Origin of the sequence: Streptomyces sp. MZ04 (assembly GCF_004684775.1) — a bacterium.
Taxonomy (GTDB): Bacteria; Actinomycetota; Actinomycetes; order Streptomycetales; family Streptomycetaceae; genus Streptomyces.
In genome coordinates, this window is record NZ_SRIC01000038.1 from 33,340 (window position 1) to 45,937 (window position 12,598).

Below are 12,598 nucleotides of genomic sequence, written 5' to 3' on the forward strand. Positions count from 1 at the left end.
TGTACCTGGCGGGGGCGCCTTGTGCCGTGGGGTGGCTTGGAGGGGCCTTTGTCGCCTCTCCTGCCGAAGTCGCGGCCACGCGCGCGAAGGCCCCGCCACCACCCGGTGACAGGGCCCACGCAACGGTCAAAGCGCGCAGCGGCTAGGGCCTGTCCGATGGGTCAGGCCGGCCTTCGCGCCGGGCGCCGGTTCACCGGGGCCGAGCGGGCCCTGGTGCGTGCGGCAGCAACGCGGAGCGTTGGCAACCGACGACAACGCAGGAGGGGGCACCTCCCTGCTCGAGCGAAGCCGAGAGCTTGGGGGAGTGCGTGCCAGGGGCCGCGACCCCGGCAGGACCCATCGGACAGGCCCTAGCCCGCCACCGCCACCGTCGGCTCGCCCGATGCCACGCCGTCCTTCTCCATCTGCTCGGCGATCTTCAGGGCTTCCTCGATGAGGGTCTCCACGATCTTCGACTCAGGGACGGTCTTGATGACCTCGCCCTTCACGAAGATCTGGCCCTTGCCGTTGCCGGAGGCGACGCCGAGGTCGGCCTCGCGGGCCTCGCCGGGGCCGTTCACGACGCAGCCCATGACGGCGACGCGGAGCGGGACCTCCATGCCGTCGAGGCCGGCGGTGACCTCCTCGGCCAGCTTGTAGACGTCGACCTGGGCGCGGCCGCAGGAGGGGCAGGAGACGATCTCCAGGCGGCGCTGCTTGAGGTTCAGCGACTCCAGGATCTGCATGCCGACCTTGACCTCCTCCGCCGGAGGGGCGGAGAGGGAGACGCGGATCGTGTCGCCGATGCCTTCGGAGAGCAGTGCGCCGAAGGCGACCGCCGACTTGATCGTGCCCTGGAAGGCGGGGCCCGCCTCCGTCACGCCGAGGTGCAGGGGGTAGTCGCAGGCCGCGGCCAGCTGGCGGTAGGCGTTGACCATCACGACCGGGTCGTTGTGCTTGACGGAGATCTTGATGTCCCGGAAGCCGTGCTCCTCGAAGAGGGACGCCTCCCAGAGGGCCGACTCGACCAGGGCCTCCGGAGTCGCCTTGCCGTACTTCTTAAGAAGGCGCGCGTCCAGCGAGCCCGCGTTGACGCCGATGCGGATCGGGGTGCCGGAGTCGTTCGCGGCGCGCGCGATCTCCTTGACCTTGTCGTCGAACTGCTTGATGTTGCCGGGATTCACGCGGACCGCCGCACACCCGGCGTCGATCGCCGCGAACACGTACTTCGGCTGGAAGTGGATGTCCGCGATCACCGGGATCTGCGACTTGCGCGCGATCGTGGCGAGCGCGTCCGCATCGTCCTGCGTCGGGCAGGCCACGCGGACGATCTGGCAGCCGGACGCCGTCAGCTCGGCGATCTGCTGCAGCGTCGCCCCGATGTCGGACGTACGCGTCGTCGTCATCGACTGCACCGACACGGGCGCGTCGCCGCCGACGGCGACCGTTCCGACCTGGATCTTCCGGCTGACCCTGCGGTCGGCGAGCTTGGTCGGAACGGACGGGATTCCGAGAGAAACGGCAGTCATCTGGCGAGCATCCCCAAGAGTGTGGATCACAGTGTGGATCAAGGTCCCGAGATCGGCGGGCTCCAGGCTTCGAGATTACGGCACCCCACAGGGCGCGGGCACATCACGTCCCGGAGTCCACCCAATAGTGGGCGGCCGGACACATACAGTGCCCGGCCGCCGCAAACTTCTCGTAACCGGGACGTTCTCAGGAAATTCTGACCGGATTCACCACATCGGCGATCAGCACCAGAATCGTGAAGCAGATGAAGATTCCCGCCACTACGTAGGCGACGGGCATCAGCTTCGCGACGTCGAAGGGGCCCGGGTCGGGCCGCTTCAGGAGCTTGGCCGCCTTCCGCCGCACCGACTCCCACAGGGCGCCCGCGATGTGGCCGCCGTCCAGCGGGAGCAGCGGCAGCATGTTGAAGAGGAACAGCGACAGGTTGAACCCCGCCACCAGGAACAGCATCATCGCGATCTGGTTCTCCGGCGGGATGTCCAGGGTGAAGACCTCGCCGCCCACGCGGGCCGCGCCCACGACGCCCATCGGGGAGTCCTGCTTGCGGTCGCCGTCCCCGAAGGCGGCGTCCCACAGGTCGGGGATCTTGGAGGGCAGGGCGATGAGCGACTCGACGCCGTTCTCCATCATGTCGCCCATACGGTCCACGGAGTCGCCGAAGCCCTGCTGGACGATGCCGGTGGCGGGGGTGAAGCCGAGGAAGCCGGCGTAGACGTACTTCCCTTCCACGTAGCCGCCGTCGCCGTCCGTCTTGCTGACCTGGTTCTTGATCAGGGTGGCGTGCAGGTCCACCCGCTTGCCGTCGCGCTCGACCGTGATGGTGGCCGGGCCGATGGTCTCGCGGATCTTGGACTGGAGCGTGGACCAGTCCTCGACGGGCTGCCCCTGGAAGCCGACGATCTTGTCGCCCAGCTTCAGTCCGGCGGCCTTGGCGGGTGAGGGCTTGTCGCCCTTCTCGCAGGTCGAGCGGTTCTCGCTCTGCTGGATGACGCAGTCCGAGACCTTGCCGACCTGGTTCGTCTGGGTGCTGATGCCGAACGTCATCATCACGCCGAGGAAGATCGCCACGGCGAGGATCAGGTTCATGAAGGGGCCCGCGAACATCACGATCACGCGCTTCCACGGCTTGCGCGTGTAGAAGAGCCGCGTCTCGTCGCCGGGCTGCAGCTCCTCGAAGGCGGCGGACCGCGCGTCCTCGATCATGCCGCGCCAGGGCGACGTCGAGCGGGCCTCGATCTTGCCGTCGGGGCCCGGCGGGAACATGCCGATCATGCGGATGTAGCCGCCCAGGGGGATGGCCTTGACGCCGTACTCGGTGTCGCCCTTCTTGCGCGAGAAGATCGTCGGGCCGAAGCCGACCATGTACTGCGGCACGCGGATGCCGAACAGTTTGGCGGTCGACAGGTGACCCAGCTCGTGCCAGGCGATCGAGAACAGCAGCCCGACCGCGAAGACGACTATGCCGAGGACCGTCATCAAGATGGTCATGCGCGGGCCTCCGCTGTCGCCTTCGCCGTCAGTTCACGGGCCCGGGCACGCGCCCAGGTCTCCGCTTCGAGGACGTCCGCGACGGTCAGGGAAGTTCCCGACACCCCCATACCGGGGTCGCCGTGTTCGGCGACGACCTTCGTGACGGTCTCCATGATCCCGTTGAAGGGCAGGGCGCCGTTCAAGAACGCGTCCACGCACTCCTCGTTGGCGGCATTGAACACCGCCGGGGCCGTGCCCGCGAGCTTCCCCACATGCCGGGCGAGCCCGACCGAAGGGAAGGCGTCGTTGTCGAGCGGGAAGAACTCCCAGCTCGACGCCTTCGTCCAGTCGAACGCGGGGGCCGCGTCCGGCACCCGCTCGGGCCAGCCGATGCCGATGGCGATGGGGCCGCGCATGTCGGGCGGCGTGGCCTGGGCCAGCGTCGAGCCGTCCGTGAACTCGACCATGGAGTGCACGTAGGACTGCGGGTGGACCACGACCTCGATGCGCTCGAACGGGATGTCGTAGAGGAGGTGCGCCTCGATGACCTCGAGGCCCTTGTTGACGAGCGTCGCCGAGTTGACGGTGATGACCGGGCCCATGGCCCAGGTGGGGTGCGCGAGCGCGTCGTCCGGGGTGACGTCGGCCAGCTCGGCCTTCGTCCGCCCGCGGAAGGGGCCGCCGGATGCGGTGACGACCAGTTTGCGTACGTCGGCGCGGGTGCCGGAGGCGAGCGCCTGGAAGAGGGCGGCGTGCTCGGAGTCGACGGGGATGATCTGCCCCGGCTTGGCGAGGGCCTTCACCAGGGGGCCGCCGACGATCAGCGATTCCTTGTTGGCGAGCGCGAGCGTGCGGCCCGCTTCGAGGGCGGCGAGGGTGGGCGCGAGCCCGATGGAGCCGGTGATGCCGTTCAGGACCGTGTGGCAGGCGGACGCGGCGAGCTCGGTGGCCGCGTCGGGCCCGGCGAGGATCTCGGGGATCGGCTCACCGCCGTACTGCCCCTCCAGCGCCTCGCGCAGCGCCGGTACGACGTCCTCGCGGGCCACGGCGACGGTCCGCACCCGCAGCTGCCGCGCCTGCTCGGCGAGCAGCCCGACACGGCCGCCGGCGGCGGAGAGCGCGGTGACGCGGAAGCGGCCGGGGTTGCGCCGGACGAGGTCGATGGCCTGGGTGCCGATCGACCCCGTCGAGCCGAGGATGACGATGTCCCGCGGGCCGTCCGTGACCACGGGGTCGAAGACGAGATGCGGGTCCGCGAGGGGGGCAGGGCTGTCGCTCATGCCCCCATTCTTGCCTAGCCGACTGTGTGCGCGGGCGCTGCGCCCCGATCCGGTCTCTCGGAGTCGTGGCCGGGGCGGGAACTTCGACCGAAGCTCCAGCACCCCGGCCTCCGTTCAGCGAATCGGACGGTGGACGTTGTCCCGTTTCGAGGGGCCCGGAGTCGCGGCCGCGATCCAGGGTCCCTCGCCGCTGGGGTCGACGACGCCGGACTCCAGCCAGGTGTACGTACCGGAGAGGACGCCCTTGACGAGCTTGCGGTCGATGTCGTCGGTGTTGGTCCACAGGCGGTCGAAGAGCTCGTCGACGCGGATGCGGGACTGGCGGCAGAAGGTGTCGGCCAGCTGGTAGGCCTCGCGGCCGTGGTCCTCCGTGGTCCGAAGCAGCTCGGCGCGCACGCAGGCCGCGCTCATCGCGAAGAGTTCGGCGCCGATGTCGACCACGCGGCCCAGGAAGCCCTGCTTGGTCTCCATCTTTCCCTGCCAGCGGGACATCGCGTAGAAGATCGAGCGGGCCAGCTTGCGGGCGCCCCGTTCCACGTAGCGCAGGTGCGGGGAGAGATCCGGGTGCCCGCTGGGGTGGAACTCCGCGTACGAGCGCGGCAGTTGGCCGGGACCCGTCACCAGTTTCGGCAGCCAGCGTGCGTAGAAGCCGCCCGCCTTCGCGCCCGCCTTCGCCTTGTCGGACAGGGACTTGTCCGGGTCGATCAGGTCGCCCGCCACCTTCAGGTGCGCGTCCACGGCCTCGCGGGCGATCAGCAGGTGCATGATCTCCGTCGAGCCCTCGAAGATGCGGTTGATGCGCAGGTCGCGCAGGACCTGTTCGGCCGGGACCGCGCGTTCACCGCGGGCGGCCAGGGACTCGGCCGTCTCGAAGCCGCGGCCACCGCGGATCTGGACGAGCTCGTCCGCCATCAGACAGCCCATCTCCGAGCCGAACAGCTTGGCGAGGGCGGCCTCGATGCGGATGTCGTTGCGGTCCTCGTCGGCCATCTGGGAGGACAGGTCGAGTACGGCTTCCAGGGCGAAGGTCGTCGCCGCGATGAAGGAGATCTTCGCGCCGACCGCTTCGTGGAACGCGACCGGCTTGCCCCACTGCTCGCGGGCGCCCGACCACTCGCGGGCGATCTTCAGACACCACTTGCCCGCGCCGACGCACATCGCGGGCAGGGAGAGGCGTCCGGTGTTGAGGGTCGTCAGGGCGATCTTCAGGCCCGCGCCCTCCGGGCCGATGCGGTGCGCCGCGGGGACCCTGACCTGATGGAAGCGGGTCACGCCGTTCTCCAGGCCGCGCAGGCCCATGAAGGCGTTGCGGTTCTCGACCGTGATGCCGTCCGACCCGGCCTCGACGACGAAGGCGGTGATGCCGCCCTTGTGCCCTTCGGACTTGGGCACCCGCGCCATGACCACCAGGAGGTCGGCGACGACTCCGTTGGTGGTCCAGAGCTTCACGCCGTCCAGGACGTATGCGTCACCGTCCGGCACGGCCGCCATCGCCATGCGCGCCGGGTCCGAGCCGACGTCCGGCTCGGTCAGCAGGAACGCGCTGATGTCCGTGCGGGCGCAGCGCGGCAGGAACTCGTCCTTCTGCTCCTGGGTGCCGAACTGCTTCAGCGGCTGCGGTACGCCGATCGACTGGTGGGCGGAGAGCAGCGCGCCGATCGAGGGGTTCGCGGAGCCGACGAGGGCCAGGGCCTTGTTGTAGTAGACCTGCGTGAGGCCGAGCCCGCCGTACTTGGTGTCGATCTTCATGCCGAGCGCGCCGAGCTCCTTGAGCCCGTTGATCACCTCGTCGGGGATCTTCGACTCGCGCTCGATGCGGGCCGAGTCGATCTTCGTCTCGCAGAAGTCGCGGAGCTTGGCCAGGAACTCCTCGCCGCGCTCGGTGTCCTCGGCCGCGGGCAGCGGGTGCGGGTGGATCAGGTCGAGCCGGAAGCGGCCCAGGAAGAGTTCCTTGGCGAAGCTGGGCTTGCGCCAGTCCTGTTCGCGGGCGGCCTCGGCGACCTGCCGGGCCTCGCGCTCGCTGACGGACGGTTTGGGGGTTGGTGCGGACATGAGGAGCTCACCTCGCCGCGGAGTGGGGCCCGTCGGTGCCGATGGGACCGATCGTGACCCGGTCGGTTACTGACTGGTGCTACTCGATCGTATGGATCGTATGTACCCGATTCGCCCGAACCCCACCAGCCCTCGCGCAGCGTTTGGCCGCACCGCGTCCGGCCCGCGCCTGCCCCGCCGGGCCCGAACACGAGAACGGCCGGAGCCCCCGCACAGTGGGCTCCGACCGTTCGGTTCGTGAGGTGCCTTACAGGGCGAGGCCCGTCATGACCATGACTCGCTCGTACGTGTAGTCGGCCATCGCGAACGCCACGCCCTCGCGGCCCACGCCGGACTGCTTGACGCCGCCGTACGGCATCTGGTCGGCGCGGTAGGACGGGGCGTCGCCGATGACCACGCCGCCGACCTCGAGGTCGCGGTGGGCACGGAAGGCGGTCTGCAGGTCGTGCGTGAAGACGCCCGCCTGGAGGCCGTACTTGGACTCGTTGACGGCGGCGTACGCCTCCGCCTCGCCGTCCACCTTCTTGAGCGTGAGGACCGGTCCGAAGACCTCCTCGCAGGCGATGGTCACATCGGCCGGTACGTCGGCGAGCACGGTCGGCGCGTACGCGGCGCCGTCCCGCTTGCCGCCCGCGAGCAGCTTCGCGCCCGCGTTGACGGCCTCGTCGACCCAGGACTCCACGCGCTTGGCGGCGTCCTCGTTGACCAGCGGGCCGACCTCGGTCGCCGGGTCCGACGGGTCGCCGGTGACCTGGGCCTCGACGGCCTTGACGATGCGCGGCACGAGCCGGTCGTACACGGTCGCGTCGGCGATGACCCGCTGCACCGAGATGCAGGACTGGCCGCCCTGGTAGTTGGAGAAGGTCGCGATGCGCGAGGCGGCCCAGTCCAGGTCCTCCTCGGAGGAGAAGTCGTCCAGGACGACGGCCGCGCCGTTGCCGCCGAGCTCCAGGGTGCAGTGCTTGCGCGGCACCGAGTCCATGATCGCGTAGCCGACCTTGTCGGAGCCGGTGAAGGAGATGACCGGCATGCGCTCGTCCTGGACCAGGGCGGGCATCTTGTCGTTGGCGACGGGGAGCACGGACCAGGAACCGGCCGGGAGCTCCGTCTCGGCGAGGAGCTCGCCGATGATGAGGCCGGACAGGGGGGTCGCGGGCGCCGGCTTCAGGATGATCGGCGCGCCGACGGCGATGGCCGGGGCGATCTTGTGGGCGCAGAGGTTCAGCGGGAAGTTGAACGGCGCGATGCCGAGGACGACGCCCTTGGGGAAGCGGCGGGTCAGGGCGAGGCGACCCTGGCCGCCGGCGTCGGTGTCCAGGCGCTGGGCCTCGCCGCCGTTGAACCGGCGGGCTTCCTCGGCGGCGAACCGGAACACGGAGACCGCGCGGCCGACCTCGCCACGGGCCCACTTGATCGGCTTGCCGTTCTCCGCGGAGATCAGCTGGGCGATCTCTTCCGTGCGCTCGACCAGGCGGTTCGACACGTGGGAGAGGGCCGCGGCGCGCACGTGGGCCGGGGTCGCGGCGAACTCGTCGCGCACGGCGTACGCGGCGGCGACGGCCTCCTCGACCTGGGCGTCGGTCGGGACGGCCGCCTTGCCGACGAGCCGCCCGTCCCAGGGCGAGGTGACGTCGAGAGTGGTCTCACCGGTGGTCTGGCGACCGGCGAGCCAGAAGGCGTGGATGGAAGTCATGTCGATTCCCGGCCCTTCCGCGAAGGTGTGTCTTGGGGGGTACGTTCCCCACCGTAGGGGCGGTAAGGGTGCGGGGCGTTTGTCCGACGCGGAGCGTTGGCCACCGGGTCTGCACCTCTTTGGCAGGGGCCGGGGACTTGCGCACCGCCGATGGCCCGGCGGCGCCTACTCCGTGCCGCTCGACGTCGTCTTCAGGGCCAGCCACAGCTCCATGCGGACGTCCGGGTCGTCCAGGCTCCGGCCGAGGATCTCCTCGACCCTCCGCATCCGGTAGCGCAGCGTGTGCCGGTGGACGCCGAGGTCCGCCGCCGCCGCGTCCCACTGGCCGTGCCGGGACAGCCAGGCCCGCAGCGAGGCGATCAGGTCGCCACGGCCGGTGGCGTCGTGCTCGTACAGCGCACGCAGGAGCCCGTCGGCGAACGCCCGCACCGCGTCGTCGGCGAGGAGCGGAAGGACGGAACCCGCCGCCAGCTCCTCGTGCTCGACCAGCGTGCGACCGCGCCGCCGGGCGACGGACAGCGCCTGGTCGGCCTGCTTGTACGCGGTGGCGGCGGCGATCGGCCCGGCGGGCGCGGAGAGGCCCATGAGCAGGGCGGCGTCGTCGCCGTTGCCCTGCTCCCGCACCGCCTCGGTCCGCCCGGTCTCCAGCGACTCCGCGTGCGCGACGCAGGCGGCCGCTCCCGCTCCGCCGTCCACGACGAGCAGCACGAGCCGCTCGCCGTAGGGCACGACGAGGAGCGCCTCGCCGGCCCGCGCGGCGGCCGATTCGACGGCGTCGGTGAGCCCGGCCAGCGGGTCACCGCCCTCGGGGGCGGAGGCCGGCACCTCTGCCACCACGAGGCGGAACGGGGCGTCGAGGAGGCTCCCGTACAGCTCGCCCGCCACGGTCCGCGCGTGATCCGGCTCCCCGGCGAGCAGCATCCGCAGGACCGCCTCTCCGATCCGTGCCTCGGCGGCGTGCAGCGAGCGGTTCCGCTCCGTGGTGAGGGTCAGGAGCGCTATGGCGGAGTGCAGGGCGTACCGCTCGGCCGTGCCGAGGGTGGACGCCGTGCCGACGGCGAGCGCGGCGCGCGGCCGCCGTCCGGTGCCGATCGAGTGCAGCTCCACGCGGTCCTCGGCGCCGGCGACGACCGCGCTCGCGGGGGCCGTCCGGTCCCGCAGCCGCTCGACGTCGGAGGTGAGCCGGGCGGCCCTGCGGGACGCCCACTCGGGTGCCGTGGCGACGACGGCGCCGGACGCGTCGTACAGCGCGGCCCAGCCGTCGACCTGGCCGGCCAGCGCGGCGAGCAGCCCTTCGGGGCCGTCGCTCAGCGCCTGCTTGGTCAGCTCGCGCTGGGCGGCGAAGCCCGCCGTCACCGCGCGGTACTGATCGGCGGCGATCGCGGCCGACACGGCCTTGCTGATGGCGAGGAACGGCGTGCGCCGGGGCACTTCGAGGAGCGGAAGACCCTCGCCCTCCGCGGCCTCGACCAGCGCCTGCGGAATGTCGTCGTAGTGCACGCCGACCGCGAAACCCAGCCCGACGACGCCGGCCGCCGCGAGCCGCTTCACATAGCGCCGCATCGCGTCCGGATCCTCGGCGTCCAGCTTGAGCGCGGTGATCAGGAGGAGCTCGCCGCCCTCCATGTAGGGCACGGGGTCGGTGAGCTCACTGGCATGCGCCCAGCGCACAGGCGCGTCCAGATGCTCCTCACCGGCACGCACGGTGAGCTTGAGCGCGGAGTGGTGGACGAGGGAGGCGAGCGTGGGCGGCATGGGACCTTCAGGTCGGGTCAGTGGCAGGTCTGGGGTCGGCGTCGGGTGAGGGTGAGGGTGAGGCTGCACCCGCCCGGCGGTCCGTACATGGAATCCCGGACGAGTTGTGGATCTTTTGGCCGGTACGTATGAACGACCTGTGTCGATTCTGCCTCACCGTACGGTACGTACGAGACCGATTACCCCGTACGTACATCCCTGCCTATGCCCGACCGGCTAACCCCGCAGGTCCACGAGGAGCGGCGGCGCGTGCTCCCCGCGCACGTCGGTGAGCGAGAGTACGGCGTGGCCGGGGGGCAGGGCGTGGGCGAGGTCGGAGGCGGACCAGCGTTCGCGTTCGACCTTGCGCACGGTGACGGCGTCGGTCGTGACCGCCTTGCCGGTGACGAGCTTGCGCAGCGAGTGCAGCGCCCGCGTCATCGGCTGATCGGCGAAGACCGTGTGCTGTGCGACTTCCTTGGTCTCGATCCACTCGGTGCCCCACGCCTCCGTGAACCGGCGCCCGTCCCAGGTCGTCACGCCGGAGAAGGCCATCCGGCAGCCGACCGCCGCGTAGAGCGGCCCCTGGAGCGGTTCCGGCACCTCGCCGATGGTGCGCAGACCGAGGACGACGCCCGCGTTCAGCGACCGCAGCCGCTGGATGGCGCGCACGCTCTCGGTGGTGAGGGTGCGCGCGGCGTCGTCGAGGATCAGGCAGGCGAAGTGCGGTCGCCGGGCACGGCCGCGGACGACGTACGTGAACTGGGCGAGCAGCAGTCGGGCCAGCAGCCTCGACGCGTCCTCGTGTCCGTGCTCGGGCAGATCCACTCTGACCCGGAGCGGGTGGTGGGCGACGGCGCGCATGGAGAAGGGGCGCCCCTCGCCGCCTGGGTCGAAGAAGTCGGCGAAGGCGGGCCGGTCGAGCAGGGCGAGCCGGTCGGCCAGGGCGGGGCCCGGGTCGTTGGGAGAGCCGGACTGGCGGACACGGGCGTCGAGCTCGCGGCGCATGGCGGTGTGCTCGCCCGTGGCGAGGCCCGCCCCGAGGTCGGCGAGGCCGGCGGGATCCCCTTCGAGCAGTTCGCGCAGCACGGGGACGGAGGGGAAGCGTCCGTGGAGGGCGCGGTAGGGGCCGAGCAGCTGGGCGAGGGTGGTGACGGCGCGCCGCGTCTCGACGGCTTCGAGGTCGCCGACCAGCGCCTCGGCGAGGAAGGCAGCGGCCTCGTCCGCGTCGGCGCAGTCCGCGTACAGGTCGATGTCGTGGACCGACCCCGGATCGCCCGGCTTGACCACGACGTCGTACGCGTCGTCGGCACCGAGCGCCGTGCCGGCCGCGCCCACGGCGACGACGGCGCACTGCCCGGTGAGAGCGCCCAGGGCGAGCGACTCGGCCACCGGACGCATGAGCCGTCCGGTCTTGCCCGCGCCGGACGGGCCCACGGCGAGCAGCGAGGTGCCGAGCACGGCGGGATCGAGCGCGGCGGCGGCGTTGCGGACGGCGTAGGGGTTGCGCTCGTCCTTCGCGTAGCGGCCGATCCTGACCTGGCCGGTGAGCAGGTCGTGGACGGCGCTGCGAGCGGGCAGGTCACGCCGGCCGGAGGGGTGGGTCCAGGCGGCGCGGCCGTGCCGGGCGACCGTGTCCACAAAGGTGGCGAGCGCCCCCGGGTCGGGGGCGGCCGTGCGCCAGGCGTGGGCCACGCGGGCGCAGTCGACGTCGTTCATGCGTCCGCCGACCAGTTCGGCGGAGAGCAGGTCCGCTGCCTTGTCGTATCCCGCCGCGCGCAGTTCGGGCCAGTGGGCGCGCGCCGGGCCGTCGGCAGGGCGCGGCGGCGTGACGGGCAGCCGCTCCTTCACGGCCTTGGCGTCGCGGATCGCCTGCCACCACCCGCCGATCCGCACGAAGGGCCACAGCACGGCGAGGGTGATCAGGACGTACAGGACCTCGGTGACCAGGCGCGATTCGAAGACTTCGTACCCACCCGCGACGAGCGCGATCAGTGAGAAGACGGGGCGGACCACGGGCAGCGGCCGCACGTCGAGCCCGAGGTCGCTCGGCCAGACGGAAGCCAGGACACCGACCGCCGCGACGGAGGCGAGCACGGCACGGGCCGGCTGGGGGCGCCGCACCACGAAGTGCTGGATCGCGTCCGGCCAGGCGCCGAGCCGTCCGACGGTGTACAGCACCGCGCCGAAGACCACCCCGTCGTAGACGATCCGGGCGTCCCCGCCCTGCAACCCCTTGGGCCGGACGCTGCCGGCCCACCACCAGTCGCCCGGCGTGAACAGCTTCAGCGGGGCCCACTGATAGGGGATGCTGCCCTGCCGCCACAGCGACCAGAACAGCAGACCGAGCAGGGCGGAGATCACCATGCCGACGATCAGCCGCCGATCGGTGCCTTCGCCGTCGGCCTCGGGCGCGGGAGGCCGGTAGGCGTAGCGCCAGAGACCCGGAGCCACCTCGGGGCGCGGCGCGGCGAACCATTCGGCGACGGAAGTGGCGCTGTCGGCGCCGGGCGCCTGCCGGGGCATCGGCGGCGCGGCGGGCACCCGTGACGGAGGCCCCGCGGCACCGGACGGTGGCACCGCCGGCCGCGGCACCGGTGTGGCGTGCGTGCCGCGTGCGTCGTAAGTGCCGTCGGAGTCCATGCCCCTTGCCCCCTGACCTGCCGCTCTGCTGTTCCGCGGGTCAATCTAGTGCCCCCGCAGGGGGAGTTCACCGGATACGCGGCCGGGCCTGCGGGAATGGGGCGGTGCGGGACGCGGCGATCGCCCCCCTGCACGTCCCCGGCCTTCGCGCACCCCCGCTATATCCACCACGGACAACCGCCACGCCCAACAACTCCCCCGTGGAGCATGACCACCC

General features: G+C 71.5%; 7 protein-coding genes. All 7 read right to left on the minus strand.

Annotated features, from left to right (window positions below):
• Positions 1-350 precede the first annotated feature (350 nt).
• The 7 genes from ispG to E2651_RS11665 all read right to left on the minus strand — a co-directional run bounded on the left by ispG (position 351) and on the right by E2651_RS11665 (position 12,381).
• Positions 351-1,508, minus strand: coding sequence for a flavodoxin-dependent (E)-4-hydroxy-3-methylbut-2-enyl-diphosphate synthase (gene ispG / locus E2651_RS11635; RefSeq protein ID WP_135331004.1), 1,158 nt, complete (start codon positions 1,506-1,508; stop codon positions 351-353).
• Positions 1,509-1,695: 187 nt separating this feature from the next.
• Positions 1,696-2,997 (minus strand): site-2 protease family protein, encoded by a 1,302-nt coding sequence (locus E2651_RS11640; protein ID WP_135331005.1) that lies wholly within the window; start codon positions 2,995-2,997, stop codon positions 1,696-1,698.
• Positions 2,994-4,259 (minus strand): 1-deoxy-D-xylulose-5-phosphate reductoisomerase, encoded by a 1,266-nt coding sequence (gene dxr, locus E2651_RS11645; RefSeq protein ID WP_135331006.1) that lies wholly within the window; start codon positions 4,257-4,259, stop codon positions 2,994-2,996. The genes E2651_RS11640 and dxr overlap by 4 nt, the downstream gene beginning before the upstream one ends.
• Before the next feature lie 114 nt (positions 4,260-4,373).
• Positions 4,374-6,311 carry an acyl-CoA dehydrogenase family protein gene (locus tag E2651_RS11650; RefSeq protein WP_135331007.1) on the minus strand — a complete coding sequence of 646 codons (1,938 nt, stop codon included), beginning with the start codon at positions 6,309-6,311 and terminating at the stop codon, positions 4,374-4,376.
• 247 nt (positions 6,312-6,558) lie between these two features.
• Positions 6,559-8,004, minus strand: coding sequence for an aldehyde dehydrogenase family protein (locus tag E2651_RS11655; RefSeq protein ID WP_135331008.1), 1,446 nt, complete (start codon positions 8,002-8,004; stop codon positions 6,559-6,561).
• 165 nt (positions 8,005-8,169) lie between these two features.
• The gene (locus E2651_RS11660) at positions 8,170-9,759 is read right to left on the minus strand and encodes a PucR family transcriptional regulator (protein ID WP_135331009.1); all 1,590 of its coding nucleotides are present in this window, start codon (positions 9,757-9,759) and stop codon (positions 8,170-8,172) included.
• Positions 9,760-9,975: 216 nt separating this feature from the next.
• A complete protein-coding gene (locus E2651_RS11665) occupies positions 9,976-12,381 on the minus strand; it encodes an ATP/GTP-binding protein (protein WP_135331010.1) in 2,406 nt (801 codons plus the stop codon).
• Positions 12,382-12,598 lie beyond the last annotated feature (217 nt).

What these genes read in the sequence shown, in the direction of transcription:
- E2651_RS11650 (WP_135331007.1), bottom strand. Translation starts at nt 6,311, where the DNA reads ATGTCCGCACCAACCCCCAAACCGTCCGTCAGCGAGCGCGAGGCCCGG.
- E2651_RS11655 (WP_135331008.1), bottom strand. Translation starts at nt 8,004, where the DNA reads ATGACTTCCATCCACGCCTTCTGGCTCGCCGGTCGCCAGACCACCGGT.
- E2651_RS11640 (WP_135331005.1), bottom strand. Translation starts at nt 2,997, where the DNA reads ATGACCATCTTGATGACGGTCCTCGGCATAGTCGTCTTCGCGGTCGGG.
- dxr (WP_135331006.1), bottom strand. Translation starts at nt 4,259, where the DNA reads ATGAGCGACAGCCCTGCCCCCCTCGCGGACCCGCATCTCGTCTTCGAC.
- E2651_RS11665 (WP_135331010.1), bottom strand. Translation starts at nt 12,381, where the DNA reads ATGGACTCCGACGGCACTTACGACGCACGCGGCACGCACGCCACACCG.
- E2651_RS11660 (WP_135331009.1), bottom strand. Translation starts at nt 9,759, where the DNA reads ATGCCGCCCACGCTCGCCTCCCTCGTCCACCACTCCGCGCTCAAGCTC.
- ispG (WP_135331004.1), bottom strand. Translation starts at nt 1,508, where the DNA reads ATGACTGCCGTTTCTCTCGGAATCCCGTCCGTTCCGACCAAGCTCGCC.